Below are 22,079 nucleotides of genomic sequence, written 5' to 3' on the forward strand. Positions count from 1 at the left end.
GCCCGAAGCGGGCGGTGATGGCAAGCCTCGGCAGCGTCGTTGGGGACGGCGCCGCCTTTATTGTGATTCACGTCCCTGCAACGCTCCGCAACCAAACAGCCAATGCCGCTGTGTCGCAATACCGTCGCTCAGGCCATGATCTCCTCCAGGCTGTGCAGAAGGGCAGCGATTTCCGCCGCCACACCCGACCCCGCGGCGACGCCCAACTGCTGGCTGAAGGGCAGCTTACCAACCGGAAGGGGGCGATCGAATCCGTCGTTGGCGGCACGCCGGTCCGGCATCGGACCGTCGGGAGCCTGACCATCGGGGGAGGGACCTAGGTTATCCTGGGTGCCCTCCGGTTGTCCGTCGGGCGGGGCATCGCCCGGCGGTGCTTGCGGCGGACTGTCCGCGGGCGCGTCGATGGCCGGTTCTGGGGGGGCCTGTGGATTGCGGGGGCGGCGTGTGCCCTCCTCGGCTTTTTCCTTCTGCCCGACGCTGATGCGGAACTCAGTGACGGCTTGAGCGCCCTGATTGTCCCGGGCAAGTACCTTCACATTGACCGGCCGGTCGAGATCGGCGGGCGGTGTTCCCGTGAAGGTTCCGGTGGAGGCATCGAACTTCAACCACACGGGCAACGGCGAGCCGTCCGCCTGTGTCGCCTCCAGCTTCACGATCGCCTGCGGATCGGTGCTCTGGAAGGTGCCAGCCGGGATCGGGATATTGTTCTGCTGACCGGCACTGATCACGCGGTCGCCAACCGTCCCGATGACGGACAGGCGCGGACCGTCCGGGGAAGCGTCGGACGCAAGTACCACGCCGCGCGGCAGGTTGCCGCTCTGTGTCGCACCGTCCAGGAACGACAGCGAATTCGCCAGTCCGCCAAAATCCAGCACCCGCGTCGGCGTCAGAGGCGCCACAGTGTTGGTGATCACCGCGCCGAGGATGGTGGGCGTGGCGGTGCTGCCGCTCACGGTCGACAGAATCGGCGGGGCCACAGGTGGTTTTACCAACGTAAGCGATGGATCTGCGGGCGGAAGCGGCGGTTCGGCGGGAAGCGGAGGCGCCGGCAGGACCGGCGGCGAAAGCGGAGACACCGGCGACAGGGGTGCCGGCAGATTGATCACAAGCTCAGCGCTCGCCGTATCTGACGAGGCATTGCCGGCCGCGTCGGTCACTGTTGCGACCACGTCGTAAGCACCACCGTTGGACAGCGGCTCCAACGTGCCGGAGGTTGGGGTGGCGGTACGGAGATCGAGACTCCACCTGCCGTCGCCGTTCGGGACCACCGTGTAAGTGGCCCCGTTGACCACGACTGTCAGCACCTCGCCGGTGCCGACCGTTGCCGTGCCGGTGATGGTGGGAGTCTGTGTGCCGCTGGTTTGTGGATCGACCGTCGGGGCCGTCGGCGGCGTGGTGTCGACGACCAGCTCGTTGGTTGTCGCGTCCGAAGTGGCGTTGCCGGCGGCGTCGGTCACCGTCGCCGTCACCGCGTAGGTCCCCTGGGTGAGGGCGTTGCCTTGCGGGATGGTCAGCGTCCAGTTGCTGCCGGTCAGCACCAGATTGCCGTCGCCGGCGGTGTAGGTGGTGCCGTTGACCACCACCGTCAGCACTTCACCGCTGCCGACGGTCGCCGTGCCGGTGATCGCCGGCGTCGTGCTGCTGGTCGTCTTGGCAACCACCGTGGGCGTGGCCGGCGGCGTGGTGTCGACGACCAGCTCGTTGGTTGTCGCGTCCGAAGTGGCGTTGCCGGCGGCTTCGGTCACCGTCGCCGTCACCGCGTAAGTACCCTGCGCGAGGGCGTTGCCTTGCGGGATGGTCAGCGTCCAGTTGCTGCCGGTCAGCACCAGATTGCCGTCGCCGGCGGTGTAGGTGGTGCCGTTGACCACCACCGTCAGCACTTCACCGCTGCCGACCGTCGCTGTGCCGGTGATGGACGGCGTGGTGCTGTTGGTCGTCTTCGCAGCCACCGTCGGGGCCGTCGGCGGCGTGGTGTCGATGACCAGCTCGTTGGTTGTCGCGTCCGAAGTGGCGTTGCCGGCGGCGTCGGTCACCGTCGCCGTCACCGCGTAGGTCCCCTGGGTGAGGGCGTTGCCTTGCGGGATGGTCAGCGTCCAGTTGCTGCCGGTCAGCACCAGATTGCCGTCGCCGGCGGTGTAGGTGGTGCCGTTGACCACCACCGTCAGCACTTCGCCGGTGCCGACGGTCGCCGTGCCGGTGATGGCGGGCGTGGTGCTGTTCGTCGTCTTGGCAGCCACCGTCGGGGCCGTCGGCGGCGTGGTGTCGACGACCAGTTCGTTGGTCGTCGTATCGGAGGCGGCGTTGCCGGCGGCGTCGGTGACCGTCGCCGTCACCGCGTAGGTCCCCTGCGTCAGCGCGTTGCCTTGCGGGATCGTCAGCGTCCAGTTGCTGCCGGTCAGCACCAGATTGCCGTCGCCGGCGGTGTAGGTGGTGCCGTTGACCGCCACCGTCAGCACTTCGCCGCTGCCGACCGTCGCTGTGCCGGTGATGGACGGCGTGGTGCTGTTCGTCGTCTTCGCAACCACCGTCGGGGTGGTCGGCGGCGTCTGATCGATGATGTAGGTCTCGTCCGCACCCGAGATCGTAGTGTTGGTCAGGCTGTTGCCGGCGAGGTCGTTGATGGTCGGGCTCGCAGCCAGGTCGAGGTTGAGCGTGCCATTGGCATTGGTGAGGCCGTTGACGACGACGTCATAGACGCCGGGCGTCACTTCAGTCACCGAACCGATGGTGGCTCCCGAGGCAGCCGTACCGGAGAGGGCGAAATCGTTCGCCTGCACGCCGGTGACCGCTTCGTTGAATACGACGCGGAAGGTCACGCTGGTGGCGTTGGTCGCTTCGGTGCTGGGACTCTGACGGGTGCTGCTCAGCACCACCGGCGGGGTGCTGTCGCCGACCACGGTGAGTTCGTTCGTGGTCTGGTCCACAATGTCGAGGTTCGGGCCGCCATAGTGTCGCGTCACCTTGACGTCGTAAGGGGTGCTGGTGTTGCCAAGCGCCGTCGGAATCGTCAAGGTCCAGGCCGTGCCGTTGACCGTGACCTGTCCACTGCCGGTGGTGTAGGTGGTTCCGTTCACGGTGACGGACAGCGAGTCGGTGCCGGAATTATAGGCGCTGCCGACCGAACCGGTCAGGGTCGGTGTCCGGTTCGTGGTGGTGAGTCCGTTGACCGTGGGCGCGCTGTAGCTCTTGGCGGACGCGAAGCTGATGGCGCCGAAGGCTGCCCCATATTGGCGGGCGGTGGCGCCGGTGTCGCCCGTCGCACCCATTTTGATCTGGATGCTGGAGACGTCGTTGAAATGGGTCTGAACGCGCCCCGTGTCATTGACCGCCAGACCGCTGTAGGACGTGCTGCTGTTGTTTTGCTGGAACCGCAGGTTGCTGCCGGTGCCGGCGAGGGTCTTCAGGTCGCTGCTCGATCCCAGGGTGAAGGAATCGAATCCGCCATACTCGACCATCTCCGGGCCGTCGATGTCGAGCGAGTTGTTGTAGAAATTCAAGAGCTTGATGGCATTGCCGTCGGTGCCCTTGAAGTCGATCGTGAAGGTGACGCCGCCGTTGGCGGCCGAGGTCTTGATCTCCGGCGCAAACAGCTTGCTTCCAGCGATGTTGGCGTAGCTGTAGCTGCCGGGGCTGTTGTTGTCGAGGGTCGTGAGCGTCGCGTTCGTAATGTCCGTCAGCGTAACGAAGGCATCGACCTGGACGCCGCCGACCGTGAGTACATTGGTGTATTTGTAGACGGCGCCTTGTGTCAGGGCCGTGCCGGTTACCAGGGTGGGAGTGCCCGAGAAGTCCAGCAGATTGCCGCCGGTGTCGAGCGGGGCACGTTCGACCGTCAGCGTGTCGTTGTCGGGGATGGCTGAACTCGTGTCGAGCTGGGTGCCATCGGCCGCTTGGATGATCGCGTCCTTTGCGATCTGTAATTGCAGCGTGCCGGGCGTGGTCGGCGTCACCTGCACCGTGAAAATGCCGGCGCTGACTTTGGTGATGGTGCCGATGCTCATGCCGGACGAGCCGGCGTTGCTGAAGTCGGAGGCATCGACCGTCGAGGCGTCGATGTCCTTGCTGAAGACCACCGTATAGGTCAACGGCGTGGACGCCGAAACGACGTTGTCGGAATCGCCGTCCTCGATGCTGACTACGGTCGGATTGGCAAGCAGATGCGAATAGCCGGCGTCGGTCAGCGTCCTGGTCTCGACCGTGCCGCTTTGCCGTTCCAGCACCCAGTTGCCGCCGAGCGCCGCGGCACCCGTGGCGTCGGTGGAGGCCGCCACATCGGCGCCGGTCGCGGCGGCGAGGCTGTCGATGAAGGCTTGGCCGGCCGTCCCCTTCCCGACATCGCAGCCATAGAGCAGGATGTCCCCGCCGGGAGCCATCGCAGCGCCGATGGTGGCGAGATCCTGCTGGTGGGTGCCGAGGGTGGCGGTGCCGATCGTGCTGCTGCCGAGCGAGAAGGACGCCTGACTGCCGTGCGACAGGATGTGGAGACCGGTGACACCCTGCTGGTTCTCCATGACTTCGGCAATCTGGCTGAGCCCGTCGCGCGCGGCGTCCAGCACGAAGACCTGTGCGCCCGCGGGAGCGTTCCGGATCAACTCCTGGCTGTCGGCGGCCTTTGCATCTACGAAGACGATTTCCTTCGAGGCGGCCGGCTGATCCGGGTGAGCCTCGCCGGCCAGCGCCGCCAGCATGTGGTGATCGGCGGAAACCGGTTCTGCAGCGGGAATGCCCGCATCCTTCGCCGCGATTTGGGCTGCGTCCTGAGCCGTCGCCACGCCGGCGGCATCGAACAGGAAGCGTGGCTCCAAGGCCATCGCCAGCCCACCCGTCATGCCACCGGAAGCTACGTGGGCACCGTTCGTCGAGCCGTTGCCTGCGACACGTCTCACAACACCCATTTCGCCCTCCATGATGACAACGAGCAAGAAGACCCGCCGCAGCTCGGCCTACGTCACTTCCCGGTTCACGGATACGCGGGCTTCAATAGGTTCACAACCAAAATTTTTCTTGCCTCGAACGCTCTTCAACAGCCGGGCCGTTACAATTTTCACCATTTTGTCAAAGATTTACTCGCGACACAGCGAAGCCAAGGCGGATATTTATTACATTCATTAATATGTGACGATATGAAACAGAAAACGGGCGAAAACCTCAAAGCTATCTCAGTTAAACGGGCCTTTTCCCATGAATCTTTTCGAATCTTTCAACTACGGTCCGCCAAAAAACCGACCGCATGACCAAAAAGTTAACAAAATCTATCTAATAAGTGCTTCACAAAAAACACAGTAGTGGAGTTTTGACATCGCAACAAACGATATCGGCTTGATATTTTCAATATATCCTATAGGGAGATGCCCGCTTGTTCTTGGTCGGTGGTCTATAAGAGGGGAATGACGATGGCAAGGAGCGGAATGCGCCGCCTGCGGTTGGGCGCGTCACATCTGGTATTGGTTGCGCTGGCGGCTGCCGTCTCGGCTTGTTCCGTGACGCCCGAGCCGCTGACGGTCGATCAACAGCTGGCGCAGGTCACACAGGATCGCTCCCGCCTCTTCGTCGACCAGGAGCCGGTTACCGGCCCGATCACCATGGCCGAGGCGATGGCCCGCGCCATCAAGTACAACCTGGATTCCCGTCAGGCGCTGATGGAGGAGATGCTGCAGAACCGGCAGCTCGACGTCACCAGCTACGACATGCTGCCGCGCATGGCGGCCAGTGCCGGCTTCGTCACGCGCAGCCCCGCGAACGAGACCTACAGTCGCAATACCACCACCAACTTCCGCTCGGTCGAACCGGCCATCAGCCAGGACAAGGATCGTTTCGTCTCCGATCTCGGCCTGACCTGGAACATCCTTGACTTCGGCGTCAGCTATTACCAGGCGAACCAGCAGGCCAACCGCGTGCTGATTGCGCACGAGCGCCGCCGCCGGCTGGTCAACTCGATCATCCAGCAGGTGCGCGGGGCCTTCTGGCTGGCGGCCGGCAGCGAGCGGATGTTGGGGGAGATCGACGGTCTGCTGGTCGAGGCGCGCCAGGCGCTGAAGGATGCCGCGTCGGTCGAGGAGCAGTATCAGCGGCGCATCAACTCGGCCGAGGTCCGCAAGGCGATGCTGCGGATGCTTCCCGGCATCTCCTTCAACCCGTCACTGAACTACGACAGCAATTCCTACCTGCTCAACAACGCCTGGGCCGAGGCCGGAGCCCGCGTGACGCTGAACCTGTTCAACCTCGTTTCCGGCCCGGCCAACATCCGCGCCGCGGAGGCTCAGGTAGAGGCCGGCGACTTCCGGCGCCTGGCGCTCAGCATGGCGACGCTGACCCAGGTCCATGTCGCCCTGCAGCAGTACCAGCGCGGCCGCACGACCTTCGAGCGCGCCCTCCAGCTCGAATCGATCGAGAAGCGCATCAACGAGAACGTGCAGAAGGCCGCCGCCTCCGACGCCGAATCTCCGCTGGAACGCATCCGTGCCAAGGCGGCGGCGCTGGGCTCCCAGTTGGCGCGCGACCGCGCTTATGCCGAACTGCAGAACGCGGTGTCGAGCCTCTACGTCTCGCTCGGCCTCGATCCGATCCCGGAAACCGTGCAGAGCCAGGACATCAAGGGCCTGACCGCGGGGCTGACCCCGGTGGTCGCGGACTGGACGGCCGGCCGCATTCCGCTGGACAGCCTGCCAGTGGAGGCGCCGCAGCTTCCGACCGCGGAACGGCCGGCGGAAGGACCGGCCAAGGAAGAGCCTTCCAAGGACGGCGGGATCCCGGTGGCCGCCGGCCCCGCGGCGGCCGTGCGGACGCAGCTCGCCAGCGTGGGGCCGCGGTCGTGACGGCGCGGCGCCTGGCGGGGGCCGGCCTGACCGCCCTGCTCGCCCTCGCCGGCGCCGCACACGCGCAGACGGCGGAGGGCGGACATCCCGAGATCCGCGCGCAGATCAGCCCGGTCCGCAGCACGATCCTGTCGGCCGAGATTCCGGGCGCGATCAGCGAGCTGACGGTGCGGGAGGGCGAGCGTTTCACCGAGGGGCAGAAGCTCGCCGCCCTGGATTGCCGGCTGCACAAGGCGCGGCTCGACAAGGCCCTAGCGCAGCAGGACCAGGCCCGCAAGACCTACAATGTCCAGGCCCGTCTGGACAAGCTCGGCTCCAACAGCGCGCTCGAGTTCCAGACCGCCGCGGCCCAGCTCGCCGTCGCGGAAGCCGAGGTGGCGATGAACCGGACGATCGCCACTTACTGCGTCATCACCGCCCCCTTCGCCGGGCGCGTCGTGGAGCTGAAGGCCAGAGCTCACCAGTATGTCGGCGAAGGCCACGAGCTGATGGAGATCCTCGACGATCGCGAGCTGGAGGTCGAACTGGCCGTGCCGTCGACTTGGCTGCAATGGCTGCGCCAGGGTACCGCGTTCACACTGCGGCTGGACGAGACGGGCAAAGAATATGCGGCGACCATCGGCCGGACGGGAGCGCGCATCGATCCGGTCAGCCAGACCATCAAGGTGTTCGGCACCGTGACCGGTGGCGGTGTCCCCGAACTGATCGCCGGCATGAGCGGCACCGCCGTCTTCGCTCCGCTCCACTGACGCGCAAGCGCGCCGGCATCCGAAACCCAGCAGGGGGCGGAAGGGTCAGGCCTTCCGCCCCCTGCTCTTTTCCAGGTTCCTTTCCGGCTCTATCGCCGTTCAGAAGCTGCTTTCCCGGATCACCACGCCGACCGTGCTGCGCCAGAGGCGGACGGCCAGGCTTTCCCGCTCGCCGTCCAGGGTCACCATGCCGCGCTCGATTCGCGTCGGGGCGGGCCGCGGCTCGGCCGCATGCAGGAGGATGCGGTAGACCGGCGCCTCCGGCACCAGGATGTTCTCGCGGCCGAGATGGGTTGGCACCAGACCGCCATAGGTGGAGGCGAGCGACGGTTCGGTCAGGACGCGGCTGCTCGCAGCGGCGATCGCGATCACCTCGGCCGGAACGGCCCGGCCGGCCGGATCGTCGGACAGGAAACGACCCTTGGTGCCAACGGCGATCCGACGCAGAGTCTCCTCGGGAACATAGGCTTCGATCACGCTGCTGCGCGGATCGAGCAGGGTCGCGAGAGCGGTTCCCTCCTTCATCCACTCGCCGGCCACCAGCGGGTCGGTGACGTCGACCAGCACGCCGGCGAAGGGTGCCTTGACCGCCAGCCGCGCCGTCTCGTCCCTCAGGGCCGCCAGCTTGGCCTGCGCCTCCTCCAGTTCCCGCCAGGTCGAGCGGCTGGACTCGAGCAGGTCCGCGCTCAGGGTCTGAACCTGGACGCGGCCCTGCAGAGTCTCCACCTGCCGCTCGGCCTGCGCCAGTTCATGGTCGAGGTCGGGAGACTCCAGCCGGAAGAGCCGGTCGCCTTCCGCCACCGTCCTGCCGGCCCTGGCGTCGATCGCGGCCAACCGGGCGTCGGCCGGGACGAAAAGATGGGTCTGCCGTTCCGCGCGCAGGATCGCCGGCGCGGAGACGCCGCTGCTCCAGGGCAGGAGGAAGGCCGCCAGCCCGGCAGCAAGCAGCAGCGCGCTGAGCAGCAGGTTGGGGGTGACGCGAAGGCCGCCGGGACGCCGGAACCATCCCCGCAGCTCGGTGGCGACCGGCTTGGCGATGAACCACCAGATCTCGACCGCCATCAGGAACACCCCGAGCACTTTGAAGAACAGGTGGTAGACGAGCAGCGCGATGCCGAGGAACAGGAAGAAGCGGTAAACCCAGGTGGCGTAGGCATAGAGCAGCAGCACCCGCTTCCGCCGCGGGGCCCAGCGCTCCGGCGGCAAATCGCCGAAGCCGAACAGCAGCTCGCGCAGCCGCCAGCGGGCCAGGGCGAAGGCCCGCTCCTGCAGGTTCGGCACGTCCAACAGGTCCGACAGCAGGAAATAACCGTCGAACCGCATCAGCGGGTTGAGGTTGACCAGCACCGTCAGCACCCAAGTCGAGGTGGCGAGCAGGAAGGCGGCACTGCGCGCCGGGCCGTCCGGCAGAAAGCTCCAGGCCAGCGTGGCATAGGCGGCCAGCACCAGCTCCGCTGTGATGCCGGCCACGCCGATCGACAGACGCTGGCGTCGCGACGGCAGCTTCCAGGCTTCGCTGACATCGGTATAGAGCACCGGCCAGAGCACCAGGAACATCACTCCCATCGTCGGCACGCGGCAGCCGAAGCGCTTGGCGGTGTAGGCATGGCCAAACTCGTGCAGCAGCTTGGCGCCGCCGAGCGCGCAGCCGGCGAGCAGCGCGCCTTCCAGCGAGAAGAAATGAAGGAAGGTGGTGCGGAAGGCATCCCACTGCCGCAGCGCCAGATAGCCGCCGATGAGCGCCGCCAGGACGGTGATCACCAGGAAGAGCCGCGTGAACAGGAGCTTCGCCAGCGGCATGGTGGCGTTGAGAAAGCCGTCCGGGCGCAGCACGGGGATGCGGAAGGACAGGTAGGTTTTCAGCAGCCACATCAGCCAATGGGGACGCTGCGCGTCCGCTAGGACCTTGAGCCGGCCGAGGGCGCTCGCGCCCAGGGCCTGGAGAAGACCCTGCGACCATAGGAAACGGGCCAGGGTCTCCACCTGCGCCGGGGTTGCGGCGATGGTCGTCTCCCGCGACACGGCCGCCGCGATGGCGGTGGGCTCGCCGAGGTGCCAGCGCGACAGCATCTCCAGCTCGGGCCAGCCGATGCGGAAGAAGCGGTTGCAGGACGGGTCGTGCAGTGTCCAGGTCGGGGCGCCGTCCGGCGTCGGCGGCCCGGCATGCAGCGACAGCTCCTCCCGCAACGGCGGCAGGCGCGGCGCAGGCGTCGCCGGAGCGGCAGCCACCGCGCCGGGGTGCAGGGCGACGCTCACAGGCCGAGCCGCTGTCGGACGGCGGCGAGCGGCCGGCGCAGGATGGAGAGGATCAGCGGGCTGCGCTCGCCATAAAGCTTGGCGACGCCCTTCAGCCCGATGCGGGGCGGGGCGACGGTCGGATCGAGCGTCGCCTTCAGCCGGTAGGCGACGACGCCGTCCGGCGTGGTTTCGGCCTGGTAGCCGCTGTAGCTGAGCCGCGCGGCGATGACGTTCTGCGGGTCGATGTTGAGGAAGAGGCGTACGTCGGCATCGGGTTCCAGCGCGATGGCGTCGGCGACCGGAAGGCGGATCTCCAGTTCCGCCTCCTGGGGATCGGCGACGGTGAGGATGCGCTCGCCGATCGTCACCGGCTTGCCGATCCAGTCCAGCGATGCCGGCGCGGGGGGCACGGATCTCGATGCGGTCCAGCAGTTGCTCGACATAGGCGACCTCGGCGGCCTGCTGATCCATGCGCCCTTTGAGGATGGCCAGGCCGGCCTTCGCCCGAGGGTCGAACAGGGCCTGCTGGCCGGCTTGGCGGTGCTCGGTCTGCGCCACCTCCAGCGCCTTGCGGGCGACCTCCAGCCGGTTCTGCAGCTTGGTCCGGTCGAGCACCAGGAGCAGCTGGCCTTCGCGCACCGGCTCGTTGGGCTTCACCTCGAACCGGTCGACCACGCCGTCGATGGGCGCGCGCAGGATGGTCGGTTCACGGGGGATCACCTCAGCCGGAGCCAGGGCCGACTGCGGGACCGGAAGCGCGAGCACCACCGCGCTACCGGCCAACAGCGCCGCCAGAAACATGTGCCGGCCGCGCGGCCCTACTGAGCGCCGGCGGCGTCCGGCGAGGGCGTGCCACGCATGCCCGTAGGCATCCACAGCGTAACCCAGCAGATGGAGCTCACCGACCGTCCAGTCCTCGTCGCGCGCCAGGAGCAGCGCGCCGGGGTCGCGATCCTTGCGGCCGTGCAGCGGCAGCCAGAGCGCGCGCGTCGGCAGCCACTCGGCCCAGGGGCGCGCGAGGTCGGGGGGAAGGTCCGCGGCCACCAGCTGCACCGGCGTGCCCAGGCCATGCTGCACGTGAATCCAGTCCAGCACGCGGCGCAGCCACATCACATAAGGAACCTGTCGGTCGATGACGGAGACGCCCGACAGCGCCGCCACCGTGCCCTGCCCGCCCGCCCGGCCCTGCCACAGGGCGGCCTGCCGGTAACGCACCAGCCCAAGCGTCTCGTTCACCATCAGGAAGCCGAGTTCCGCTGCAGTCGGCGCCGCCCGTGCGCGGCGTTCGAGCTGCAACAGGCCGGTCAGGACGAGTAGCCGGCGGTCGCCATCGGGAGCCTTTTCCGTGGAAACGGTCTTTTCCATTGCTGCGGTCGACATGGATCAACCCCTGTGTTCTTCGATCGGCCCGACAGCCAGGCGATGCTTACATTGCAAGCAGTCGTTAACTACTTTGAAATTTCTTCACATATGGTTAAGAATACCTTTCGCGACTGGGCCGATTCGGTCGTCTTTGCAGTGGCGCGGCGGTAGGATGCCAAGTGGATGCCCACCAACCTCGATGCGCAAACCGGGATGGAGCAGGGATGCGGGCGCTCCGCAAAGGCCAAGCGTCCAGCGGGCTTTGTCACGGCAACTGATTCGGCAAGTAGAACTTGCGAACTTCGCACCTGGTTCATGCCGCGTCGGTGGCGGCCTGCCAATCGGCCACGGCCTGTGCCCGGAAGGTGCGCAGAGTGCGGCGGGAGACAAGGTGGCGCTGGAAATTGAAGGTGTTGTAGACGGCGGCATGCAGAGAGATGAAGCGCTGGGCGGAACCCGATGATTTGAACCGCTGCATCTGGCGCTCTCGTCGCCGCACCGGCTGGTGTGAGACCTCGGCGCGGTTGTTTGTTCGCCGCCCTTGTTCATGGTGGGCGGTCAGACCGAGTTGGCGGAAGGCGGCCCCGTAGGACCGGAGCTTGTCGGTGGTGACCTGAGTGGGCGCGAAACCATGCTTCTTCAGCAGTTTACGCATCAGCTTGCGGGCTGCGGCTTTATCGCGCCGACGCTGGACAAGCGCCTCCAACACCTCGCCTTCGTCGTCGACAGCCCGCCACAAGTACATCAGCTTTCCGCTGACCCTGATCACCATCTCGTCCAGATGCCAGCGTGGGCTGGGCTTGGGACGCAATCGCCGCAGGTTGCCTGCGATGGCGGGTCCAAACTTCAGGACCCAGCGGCGGACGGTCTCGTAGGACACCTCCACGCCGCGTTCGGCCAGCAGTTCCTCGACATCCCGGTAACTCAGCGTGAAGCGGAGATGAGCCAGATCGCATGTCGGATGATCGCGGGCGGGAACTGATGGCGGGCATAGGAGAGCGGCGGCATCTGAGCAAGATAATACTGCGACGGACGCGCCGCCACGGTTCCCGTGACAACGCCGGCCTGGGCCTTCGCGTCCGGCAGACTCGTGGGAATGCACGCGGCCCGGGCCAGTCAGGCGTCGCGCCTGCCAAGCAGCACGCCCCTGGCATCTACATGACGCCGCAACAGGTCCAACTCCTCCAGTGTCGGCGCAGCCGTCCGCGGTACGCCCGCGCTGTCGATGTCGAACCCGGTGTGGACGTCGATGTCCTGCCGGTCGGCCTCGCTATGCACCGATTTCAAACGGATGCGGCCGTTCTCCTTGTCGAAATCGAAGATACACTTCGGCGTTACCACCCATTCCGGGCCGCCATGGTGAAGACCCAGGCGCCGCCGCCCTTCCAACCCGCCCGGATAGCCGACACCGGAGACGTAATCGACCCGTTCCACGAAGTTGCGGCGTGCATGGTGGGGCATCATCACATATTCGCGTCCGAACAGGGTCATGTGCTCGGGCTGGAGGATCGGTCCGACCAGCCTTACCTTCGGCTTCGCCGGATCGCCGATGCAGACGCTGTTAATGTTGCCCACGACATCGACCTGGACGCCGGAGCTGAAGCCGAAATCGATGTCGCCGCGCCGGATCGACCAAGGGCCCGGATAGGTCACCATCTGGGCGTCGCAGGGCAGGTCGCGCAGGACCGCGTCGAATTCCGAATCCGGCATGACCGACAGCGACTGCAAATCCGGATTGTGCGACCAGCCGGCCAGCAGGATGGTCAGGTTCGGCGCATGCATCGCCTGGGCCAGTGCCATGGCGGCCAGCGGGATGGAGGTCCCGAACAGCGCCGCGGCGCCACCGGTGACGAGGCCGGTGAACCCCACTTCGCCGTCGGAAAAGGAGCGGGCCAGATTGACGGCGATCGTCTCGGCCAGTGTCGGCGCACCCGCCGACGGGGTGTGGTGCGATCCGCTCATAGCGTGTCGAGCTCCGTCAGCGTGCCCAGCCGCTCCGCACCGATCCGCTCCAGATAGGCGGCATGGTCGGCGGGGGCATGGACATAGCGGTCGAGATAGGCGGCGAACCCTTCCGGGCTAGCCGAGGCGGCGACATAATCCCGGAAATGGGCGTCGTCGGTGGCATAACGGCCGAGGACGGCGGTGGGATGCGCGCCCCAGGGAGCCTCCACCACCAGCCTGGTCTTGTAGGCAGGGATTTGGACCTGTTCGGCATGGCGGCGCACCAGCGCGCGCGGCACGATCTTCTCCACCGTGACAATCACGGTGTCGCAGCCGCGCGCCATGATGACGTCGAGCCCCTGCGGCAGCAGATGACGCCGCGGCAGAATGACGTTGCCGCGCTCGTCGGCCGCGATGGCATGCAGCACGACGACCTCCGGGTCGGCCGGCGGCACCGCCTGCAGGCTGCGCCCGGTGATCGGGCAGGTGAAGATTTTGATGTCGGGGTTGCGGGCCAGCACATCGGTGCCGCCCAGGTAATCGCAGGGCCAGAAGGTTAGGTTCTCCTGGCTGGCGCGGAAGCGGTCGAAGCTGAGAACTTCGGGGTAGTCGACCACCTCGATCCGCCCCTCTTCGACGGCGCGGCGGAAATTGGGGGCCAGGCCGTATTTCTCCAGCCCGACATAGGAGGTTTCCACCCGCTTCAGGCAGCCGGCGCCGGCCAGCAGGTCGACCTCGTTGCCGCTGACCGTGCCGACGACGGTCAGGTCGCGGCGGCCGGCGCGGATCAGCGCTCGGACGACCGCCATGGGATGCTGGTAGATGGCGAAGCCGCCGATCGCCAGCCGCGTCCCGTCGGGGATCAGGGCGACGGCATCGGCGATGCTTCCCACCTTAGATGTGCTTGGTGTCACGGCAGGAGTTCCGGTGCAGTGAATGGTGCGGCGGACAAGGCCGGCCAGCTCCGCCGGAGGCGGAGCCGCCGGCCGAAGCCGGCCGGAGCGGCTCCGGTCAGAGCGAAAGGCGCGACGGCAGGACGCGGCGCTTGCGCGTCTCCGGGTCGTACCACTCCAGCACGTTCTCCTTAGTGATCATCGGCGATTCGAACGCGATGGTCTTCGGGATCGGCTTCTTCTGGAGGATGCGCACCGCCGCCTCGACGCCCTCGACACCGAACGGAAGATACTCCCAGACGGCATCCAGGGTTCCGTTGTGGATCGCTTCCAGCGCCTCCGGCGTCAGCCCGTCGAAGCCGGTGAAGAACATCGACTTCTCGCGGCCGAATTCCGCGGCGGCACGGACAGCACCCAGCGCCATGTCATCGTTGTGGCTGTAGACCGCGTCGATTTTCGGGTTCGCCTGCAGGGCGTCCTCCATCCCGCGGATCGCCTGGGTGCGGTCGTAGTTGGCAACCACATGCGACACCACCTTGATGCCAGGGTGCTTGTCGATGACCTCGCGCCAGCCGCTGCCGCGCTGCTGGTTGATCAGCGATCCCGGCTTGCCCTCGATCTGCACGACGCTGCCCTCGCCGTTCAGCTTCTTGACGTAATATTCGCCGGCCTTGTGGGCGGTGCCGATCATATCGGTCGAGAGCAGGCAGTTGAAGTCGACCCCGGCCGGCAGGGGGGAGCTGAGCACCACGATCGGGATGCCGGCCCGGTTGATCTCCTGCACCGCCGGCCGGATCGCGTCGGCGTAGTAGGTGGAGATGATGATGATGTCGACGTTGCGGACCAGCAGGTCCTCGATGTCGCGCACCTGCTTGGCGGGCTGGTCGTTGGCATCGTAGACGACGGTTTTCATCCCGTACTTCGCGGCGGTGTCGACGACGCCGCGCTGCATCTGCTTGATCCACTCGGTGTTGGAAAACGACATGGTGAAGCCGATGGTCTTGCCCTCCACCCCGGTCTCGCCCCAGGCGGTCCGGTTGACGAAGGGAAGGGCGGTCGCGGCGGCCAGTCCGACGGAGCCTACCTTCAGCAGCTCGCGGCGGCCGGGCATCCAGATATCCTTCTTCGACATGATGCGTTTCCTCGTTTTATTATCCGGTTTGTTGGGAAAGGGCGGCAGGCTGCCGACCGGCTACTTGCGCTTGCGCCACTCGCTGACCACGACCGCCAGAACGATGATCACGCCCTTCAGCAGCATCTGCGAATAGGGGGAGATGTTCAGCAGGTTCAGCACGTTGGACAGGAAGGCCAGGATCAGGATGCCGAGCACGGTGCCATGCACACTGCCGACGCCGCCATCGAAGGTTGTGCCGCCGATCAGCACCGCGGCGATGGCGTCCAGTTCGAACAGGGTGCCGCCGTTGGGTTCGCCGACGGTCAGGCGGCTCGCCATCACCACGCCGGCGAAGGCGGCCAGCACGCCGCTGATGCAGTAGACCAGCACCTTGTTGCGGTCGGCGTTGATGCCGGACAGCCGTGCCGCCTCCTCGTTGGCGCCGACCGCGTAGATCGAGCGGCCGAACACCGTGTAGCGCAGCACCCAGGCGGCGAGCGCCCAGATGGCGATGAACACCACGACCGGCACCGGCACGGGGCCGAAATAGCCCGATCCCAGCAGGGTGAAGGCGTCGCTCGGCTGGTCGACTGCGATGTTGCTGCCGCCGGTGTAGACGAAGACGAGGCCGCGGGCGAAGATCATCATGCCCAGCGTGGCGATGAAGGGCTGCAGGCGCAGCACGGTGATCATCAGCCCGTTGACCAGACCCAGGAACAGGCCCGAGGCCAGCCCGATAGCCGCCGCCGCCAGGATGCCCTGGTCGGCAAAGGACGCCGTCAGCGCCGCCGACAGGCCGACCAGCGAGCCGACCGACAGGTCGATGCCGCGGTTCAGGATCACATAGGTCATGCCCACCGCGACGATGCCCACCATGGTGGCGCCGCGCAGGACGTTGAAGATGTTGCGGGTCGAGAAGAAGTAGGGCGACAGCGCCGAGGCCACCAGCAGGATGACGATCAGGGCCAGCACGTTGCTGTATTGGACGAGATAGCCGGTCCAGTTGACGGAACGGCCGGCGGGTGCGGATTGCGGTGCGGCGGGGCCCGTTGCGGGTGCCGCCATCGGCTGGGACGGTTCGGTCATGGCTGCAGCTCGTGGGAAGAGGGGTTGGCCGGAAGGGCGAGCGCCAGGAGGCTTTCCTCGGTCGCGTCGCGTCCGTCGACTTCGCCGCTGAGCCGTCCGCGCTCCATGACGAGGACGCGGTCGCTCATGCCGAGGATTTCCGGAAGTTCGGACGAGATCAGGATGACGGACTTGCCCTCGCGGGCGAGCTGGTCGATCAGGCGGTAGATTTCGGTCTTCGCGCCGACGTCGATGCCCCGCGTCGGCTCGTCGAAGATGATGGTTTGCACGCCCTTGATGATCCAGCGCGCCAGGATGCATTTCTGCTGGTTGCCGCCGCTGAGGAAGCGGATCTGCTGTTCCGGCGACGGCGTGCGGATGTTCAGCCGCTTGATGTAGTCGAGCGCGATGCGCCTCTGGCTGGACTCGCGGATGACGCCGGCGCTGGCCACCGCCTCCGGCGTGACGCAGGTGATGTTCTCCTTCACCGGCAGCGGCATGAACAGCCCGTCGCGCCGGTCCTCGGCGATGTAGGCGATGCCGAGCGCGATGGCGTCGGCCGGGTTGCGGATGCGCGCCGGCTGGCCGTTGACCAGGATCGAGCCGCCCTTGAGGGGATCGGCACCGAAGATGGCGCGGGCCAGTTCGGTCCGCCCGGCTCCGACGAGGCCGGCGATGCCGACCACCTCGCCGCGATGGACGCGGAAGGAGATGTCGGCGAAGCCCCGGCCGCTCAGGCCGCGCACCTCCAGGGCGACCGGCCCGGCCCGGCGGTCCTTGGCCGGAAAGCGGTCGCCCAGGCTGCGGCCCACCATCAGCGACAGCATCTCCTCCTTGCTGGTGTCGACGATCAGACGGTCGGCGACCTTGCGGCCGTCCTTCAGCACCGACACCCGTTGCGCGATGCGCAGGATCTCTTCCAGGTGGTGGGAGATGTAGATGAAGCTGACCCCGGCGGCCTGTAGGTCGCGGACGATGCCGAACAGCAGGTCGACCTCGACCGGCGTCAGGCTGGCGGTCGGCTCATCCAACACGATCAGCGCCGACTCCGATGCCAGCGCCTTGGCGATCTGCAGCAGCTGGCGCTCGGCGATCGACAGCCGCTCCGCCGGGATCGTTGGCTCCATCGCCAGCCCGACCCGCCGCAACAGCGTCCGCGTGCGCTCGTGCGCCCGCTTCCAGTCGATGGCGCCGAAACGGCCACACGGCAGATGCCCAATTAAAACGTTTTCAGTAACGCTGAGAGCGAGGCACAGCTTCGGTTCCTGATGGACCATGCTGACGCCATGGGCGAGCGCCGCATGGGGGTCTGGAAAGGAGATAGGCGCGTCGTTCAGCGCGATCTCCCCGGCATCGGGCTGGTAGATCCCGTTGAGGATCTTCATCAGCGTCGATTTCCCGGCCCCATTTTCTCCAATCAAAGCAACAACTTCGCCCTTTCCGACGGTGAGGTCGACCCCGTCCAGGGCACGCACGCCGGGAAAACTCTTGGAAATGCCTGTCAGTCGTAGCAGGGGCGCCGAATCGCGCATCGCTCCCCTCCCTATGTTTTCGGTTGTGCTTGTCGCTGGCGGGCCGGATTGTGGTGCCGGCTTATTGTTTTTTCGCTTGCAGTCAGGAGCTAAAACGTTTTTAATTTGGTTCGCAAGCATTTTTTGGTGGGGCATGTCCAGAAATCGACCTCGCGAAGAACAGGCAAGCGGACAACAGGGCGACGGCGCTCCGGCAAGCGGGGCGGCCAACGGAACGGCCATTGCGTCCGTGTCCGGCGCCCGGCCGACCATCCTGGATCTTGCGGCGCTGTGCGGCGTTTCCCCGGCGACCGTGTCCAACGCGCTGGCCGACAAGCCGAACGTGAAGGCCGAGACGCGCGACCTCGTGCGCCGCAAGGCGCGCGAGATCGGCTATCACGCCTCATCGGCCGCCCGCGGCCTTCGACTGGGGCGGAGCTGGTCGATCGGGCTGGTGGTGGGTGACATCGCCAATCCCTTTGTGCCGGACGTCGTCCGCGGGGTGGAGGACGTGGTCTGGCGGGAACGCAAGAACCTGATCCTCTGCAACACCGATTTCCAGGCGGAGAAGAAGACGGCCTATGTCCGCTCGCTGCTGGACAAGCAGATCGACGGCATGATCGTGCTCTCCCAGAATCTCGACGCCCAGGACATGGAGCGCGTGGCGGCGGCCGGCATCCCGCTCGTCACCGTCAACCGCCGCGCTCCCGATTTCAGCACTGACTATGTCGGCATCGACAACCGGTCCGGCGTGCGCATGGCGCTCGATTACCTGGTCAGCCTGGGACACCGCCGCATCGCCTTCGTCAAGGGGCTTTTCCGCTCCAGTTCCGCCGACGACCGCTTCGCCGCCTACCAGGCGGGGGTGCAGGCGCATGGGCTGGACGACGATCCGTCGCTGGCGGTCCAGGGCGACTACAGCATGGAATCCGGCGACAGCGCCGCGCGCAGCCTGATGGCGCTCTCGCAGCGGCCGACGGCCATCCTGGCGGCCAACGACCTGATGGCGCTCGGCGCGCTCGGCGCCCTGCACGATCTTGGCATCCGCGTTCCGGCCGACGTCTCGGTCGTCGGCTTCGACAACATCCAGCTCGCCGAGCACCCGCTGCTCAACCTCACCACTATCAACCACCCCAAGCGGGAAACCGGGGATGCCGCGGCCCGCCTGCTGCTGCAACGCATCGCCGGCGACCGCACGGAGCCGCCGCGCTCGGTGGTGCTGAAGCCGTCGCTGATCGTGCGCGGCACCACGGCACCGCCGCAGGCCGCGCCGAAACCGCGCCGCCGCAGGCCGACTGCGGCGCGCGGAACCGCCGAAGGCGGCTGACGCGCAACACCACGGCCCGTCACCCCCAAACCGTTCTTCCAGCGCGGTGCCCGCCGCCGCGCATCGCTTCCGCTCGACCATGTCCGGCCGGTCCCCGGCCCAACCAATGCGAGACATCGACCGTGAAAGAGAAACTGGTAACCCTGGAGGAGGCGCTCGCCCCCATCGCGTCGGGCAGCACGCTGGCGCTCGGCGGTAGCCTGCTGCGCCGTCAGCCGAATGCCGCGATCCGCTCCCTGATCCGCCGCGGGGTCAAAGACCTGACGGTGCAGAGCTGGGCGGCGACGACGGCCACCGACATGCTGGCTGCCGCCGGTGCGATCAGCCGCTATGAGGGCATCTACACCGGCATGTTCAGCTACGGCTTGGCACCCAACTTCCGCCGCGGGGTGGAGGGCGGGGCCATCGCCGTGCGCGACTTCTCGGAAACCGCCATGGTTGCCCGCTTCCGCGCCGCGACCCAGGGGCTGGCCTTCCTGCCGATCAAGACCCTGCTGGGGTCCGACATCGCCCGCCACAATCCCGAGCAGATCCGGCCCTTCTCCTGTCCCTTCACCGGCGAGCCGCTCCAGGCGGTCGCCGCGGCGAAGGCGGACTTCACAATCATTCACGGCTATGTCGGCGACAAGTACGGCAACGTGCAGTGGCCGATCGTGCGCGACAGCGACGACATCGACCAGATGATCGCCAGCGCCGCGACGCGCCTGATCGTGACGGTGGAGAAGATCATCCCGCATGAGGAGATCAAGCGCCGGCCCACCCTGACCTACATCCCCGGCAACTGGGTCGAAGCCATCGTCGAGCTGCCCTACGGCGCCCATCCGGCCGCCTGCGACGGCCATTACGACGAGGACGACGCCCACCTGACCGGCTATCTGGAGCGCAGCCGCACGCCGGAGGGGGCGCAGGCCTATCTGGACGAGTATGCCCGCTCCGTGCCCGACCACGACGCCTATGTCGCCAAGGTCGGCGGCCTCGCCGCCCTGGAGGCTCTCGACGTCCCGAACCGCGAGCAGACTCATGCCTGAAAATAAAATCGATTTAGCTGCTGACGCGGCGACGATGTCCCCCACCACGAACGAGATCGTCACCGCCGCCATCGCACGGGAAATCCGTGACGGCGACCTTGCCTTCGTCGGCGTCGGCACCAACGGGCGGGCCTTCACCCTGGCGGTGGGCATCCCGCTGACGGCGGTGCGGCTGGCCCAGATGCTCCATGCACCGTCGGCCTCGGTCTATTGGGGCAACCTGCTGGAGCCGGACCTGTCCAGCATGCCCGCCGACCTGAAGCAGGACAGCTTCACCCGCTGGCAGGCCGCCGCTTGCCCGTCGGACACCGGCGTCAAATGCGACATGCTGGCCCGCCGCGCCTTCGACGTCTGCTTCGACTCCGCTGCGCAAATCGACCGCTTCGGCAACCTGAACATCACCGCCATCGGCGATTACCGCGATCCGAAGGTCCGGCTGGTCGGCTGCCTCGCCCAGCCCGAGCATTTCGCCTTCGTTCCCCGCCCGATCGTCGTGGTCGATCTCGACCGCCGGGTCTTCGTCGAGGCTGTCGACTTCATCACCAGCGTCGGCCATCTGCGGGGCGGCCGCAGCCGCGAGGAGGCCGGGCTGTCCCCCGGCGGACCGCAGCTCGTCGTCACCGACAAGGCGATCTTCGACTTCGAGCCCGGCAGCAGGCAGATGCGCCTGCGATCGCTGCACCCCGGCGTCACGGCGGAAGAGGTGTTCGACCTCATGTCCTTCCGCCCGGTCCTGCCGGAGCAGCTTCCCGCCACCCCGCTTCCCAGCATGCAGGAACTGGATCTCATCCGCCGGGTGATCGATCCGAACCGCGTCCTGCTGCGCGTCTGAGGTGACCCCCATGCCTGGACCCCTCGATGGACTGAAGGTCCTCGACCTGTCGCGCTTCATCGCCGGCCCGCATTGCGGGATGATGCTGGGCGATCTCGGCGCCGACGTCGTCAAGGTCGAGCGACCGCGCCGCGGCGACGACACCCGCGCCCTGGAACCCCATGTCGAAGGCGAGAGCCTGTACTTCATGGTGTTCAACCGCAACAAGCGCAGCATCACGCTGAACTTCCGCGATCCGCGCGCCCATGGCCTGCTGCGCGAGATGGTGAAGCAGGCGGACGTGCTGATCGAGAATTTCCGCCCCGGCACCATGGAGAAGATGGGCTGCGGCTGGGAGGATCTCCACGCGGTCAACCCGCGCCTGATCATGGCCCGTATCTCCGGTTACGGCCAGCAGGGCTCGATGGCGGCGGAGCCCTGCTTCGACGGCATCGCCCAGGCGACCTCCGGCCTGATGGAGATCACCGGCGATCCGGACGGCCCGCCGACGATGGGCGGGACCTTCCTGGTCGACTACGCCACCGCGCTCTACGCCTCCATCGGCATCCTGGCGGCGGTCGAGCACCGCCACAAGACCGGCAAGGGCCAGATGGTCGACGCCAGCCTGATGGGCAGCGCCGTGTCGATGCTGGTCACCGCCATTCCCGAGCAGGCGATGCTCGGCCGGGCTATGTCCCGCGTCGGCAACCGCGACCGCTATTCGGCGCCGGCCCAGACCTTCCGCGCCGCCGACGGCGTCTGGCTGCACATGGTCGCCGGCAACGACGCCCATTTCCCGCGGCTGACCCGGATCATGAAGCGGCCCGACCTGCTGGAGGATCCGCGCTTCGCCACGCTGGAGGCTCGGATGCGCAACATCCCCGCCATCGAGGCGGTGGTCGGCGACTGGATCGCCGGCCTTCCCGCCGACGAGGTGGTGGCCCTGCTCCGGCAGGCCGAACTGCCGGCGGCGCGGATCGCCACCCTGCCCGACCTGCTGGCCAACCCCTACATGCGCGAGGCTCGGCAGATCGTCGAGACGCAGCACCCGAAGGCCGGCACCGTGACCACCCACGGCCTGACCGTCCGCCTCTCCGACACGCCCGGCGAGATCCGCCACCCTGCTCCCATGTTGGGGCAGCACACCGACGAGGTGCTGGGCGAATGGCTGGGCATGACCCCGGCGGATGTCGGCGCCCTGCGGGACGACGGCACCGTCTGA

The 22,079-nt window shown here is 67.0% G+C and carries 15 protein-coding genes and 2 pseudogenes; 7 read left to right on the forward strand and 10 right to left on the reverse strand.

What is annotated here, in order from left to right; all coding sequences use genetic code 11:
- Positions 1-128 precede the first annotated feature (128 nt).
- Positions 129-4,922 carry a DUF4347 domain-containing protein gene (locus ABNQ39_RS27250; protein WP_376964410.1) on the reverse strand — a complete coding sequence of 1,598 codons (4,794 nt, stop codon included), beginning with the start codon at positions 4,920-4,922 and terminating at the stop codon, positions 129-131.
- Positions 4,923-5,480: 558 nt separating this feature from the next.
- Between ABNQ39_RS27250 and ABNQ39_RS27255 the strand changes: the two genes are divergently transcribed.
- Both ABNQ39_RS27255 and ABNQ39_RS27260 read left to right on the forward strand, forming a co-directional pair.
- Positions 5,481-6,815, forward strand: coding sequence for a TolC family protein (locus ABNQ39_RS27255; RefSeq protein ID WP_376964413.1), 1,335 nt, complete (start codon positions 5,481-5,483; stop codon positions 6,813-6,815).
- Complete coding sequence (locus ABNQ39_RS27260) at positions 6,812-7,564, forward strand: efflux RND transporter periplasmic adaptor subunit (RefSeq protein WP_376964416.1); 753 nt, start codon at positions 6,812-6,814, stop codon at positions 7,562-7,564. Before ABNQ39_RS27255 ends, ABNQ39_RS27260 begins: the two co-directional genes overlap by 4 nt.
- 99 nt (positions 7,565-7,663) lie before the next feature.
- Here ABNQ39_RS27260 and ABNQ39_RS27265 read toward each other — a convergent pair whose 3' ends face one another.
- From ABNQ39_RS27265 to ABNQ39_RS27275, 3 genes and pseudogenes are all read right to left on the reverse strand, one after another.
- Positions 7,664-9,820, reverse strand: coding sequence for an HlyD family efflux transporter periplasmic adaptor subunit (locus tag ABNQ39_RS27265; RefSeq protein WP_376965043.1), 2,157 nt, complete (start codon positions 9,818-9,820; stop codon positions 7,664-7,666).
- Positions 9,817-10,170, reverse strand: coding sequence for an HlyD family efflux transporter periplasmic adaptor subunit (locus tag ABNQ39_RS27270; RefSeq protein ID WP_376965045.1), 354 nt, complete (start codon positions 10,168-10,170; stop codon positions 9,817-9,819). Before ABNQ39_RS27270 ends, ABNQ39_RS27265 begins: the two co-directional genes overlap by 4 nt.
- A 253-nt stretch (positions 10,171-10,423) precedes the next feature.
- Positions 10,424-10,603, reverse strand: a pseudogene (locus ABNQ39_RS27275) (efflux RND transporter periplasmic adaptor subunit); the annotation flags it as partial.
- A 57-nt stretch (positions 10,604-10,660) separates the two neighbouring features.
- On the opposite strand from ABNQ39_RS27275, the gene ABNQ39_RS27280 reads away from it, so the two are divergent.
- Positions 10,661-11,119 carry a hypothetical protein gene (locus ABNQ39_RS27280; protein WP_376965064.1) on the forward strand — a complete coding sequence of 153 codons (459 nt, stop codon included), beginning with the start codon at positions 10,661-10,663 and terminating at the stop codon, positions 11,117-11,119.
- 358 nt (positions 11,120-11,477) lie between these two features.
- Here the strand turns inward: ABNQ39_RS27280 and ABNQ39_RS27285 are convergent.
- From ABNQ39_RS27285 to ABNQ39_RS27310, 6 genes and pseudogenes are all read right to left on the reverse strand, one after another.
- Positions 11,478-12,172 (reverse strand): annotated as a pseudogene (locus ABNQ39_RS27285) (IS6 family transposase).
- A gap of 108 nt (positions 12,173-12,280) precedes the next feature.
- Positions 12,281-13,126: a hypothetical protein gene (locus ABNQ39_RS27290; protein WP_376964419.1), complete on the reverse strand. Its 846-nt coding sequence runs from the start codon at positions 13,124-13,126 to the stop codon at positions 12,281-12,283.
- Positions 13,123-14,022: a CoA transferase subunit A gene (locus tag ABNQ39_RS27295; RefSeq protein ID WP_376964422.1), complete on the reverse strand. Its 900-nt coding sequence runs from the start codon at positions 14,020-14,022 to the stop codon at positions 13,123-13,125. The genes ABNQ39_RS27290 and ABNQ39_RS27295 overlap by 4 nt, the downstream gene beginning before the upstream one ends.
- 97 nt (positions 14,023-14,119) lie before the next feature.
- Complete coding sequence (locus tag ABNQ39_RS27300; protein ID WP_376964425.1) at positions 14,120-15,133, reverse strand: substrate-binding domain-containing protein; 1,014 nt, start codon at positions 15,131-15,133, stop codon at positions 14,120-14,122.
- A 60-nt stretch (positions 15,134-15,193) separates the two neighbouring features.
- Positions 15,194-16,201, reverse strand: a complete 1,008-nt coding sequence (locus ABNQ39_RS27305) for an ABC transporter permease (protein ID WP_376964428.1) — start codon at positions 16,199-16,201, stop codon at positions 15,194-15,196.
- Entirely contained in the window at positions 16,198-17,964 is a 1,767-nt protein-coding gene (locus ABNQ39_RS27310) for a sugar ABC transporter ATP-binding protein (protein ID WP_376964431.1), read from the reverse strand. The genes ABNQ39_RS27305 and ABNQ39_RS27310 overlap by 4 nt, the downstream gene beginning before the upstream one ends.
- Here ABNQ39_RS27310 and ABNQ39_RS27315 point away from each other — a divergent pair.
- The 4 genes from ABNQ39_RS27315 (at position 17,942) to ABNQ39_RS27330 (ending at position 22,079) form a co-directional block, all read left to right on the forward strand.
- Positions 17,942-19,018: a LacI family DNA-binding transcriptional regulator gene (locus ABNQ39_RS27315; RefSeq protein ID WP_376964434.1), complete on the forward strand. Its 1,077-nt coding sequence runs from the start codon at positions 17,942-17,944 to the stop codon at positions 19,016-19,018. The two genes, ABNQ39_RS27310 and ABNQ39_RS27315, sit on opposite strands and share 23 nt — an antisense overlap.
- Before the next feature lie 122 nt (positions 19,019-19,140).
- Positions 19,141-20,046 (forward strand): CoA transferase subunit A, encoded by a 906-nt coding sequence (locus ABNQ39_RS27320; RefSeq protein ID WP_376964437.1) that lies wholly within the window; start codon positions 19,141-19,143, stop codon positions 20,044-20,046.
- Positions 20,047-20,080: 34 nt separating this feature from the next.
- On the forward strand, positions 20,081-20,878 hold the full coding sequence (locus ABNQ39_RS27325; RefSeq protein ID WP_376964440.1) for a CoA-transferase subunit beta: 798 nt from the start codon (positions 20,081-20,083) through the stop codon (positions 20,876-20,878).
- A 10-nt stretch (positions 20,879-20,888) separates the two neighbouring features.
- On the forward strand, positions 20,889-22,079 hold the full coding sequence (locus tag ABNQ39_RS27330; protein ID WP_376964443.1) for a CaiB/BaiF CoA transferase family protein: 1,191 nt from the start codon (positions 20,889-20,891) through the stop codon (positions 22,077-22,079).

It is taken from the genome of Azospirillum sp. A26, from assembly GCF_042604635.1.
GTDB lineage: Bacteria > Pseudomonadota > Alphaproteobacteria > Azospirillales > Azospirillaceae > Azospirillum > Azospirillum palustre.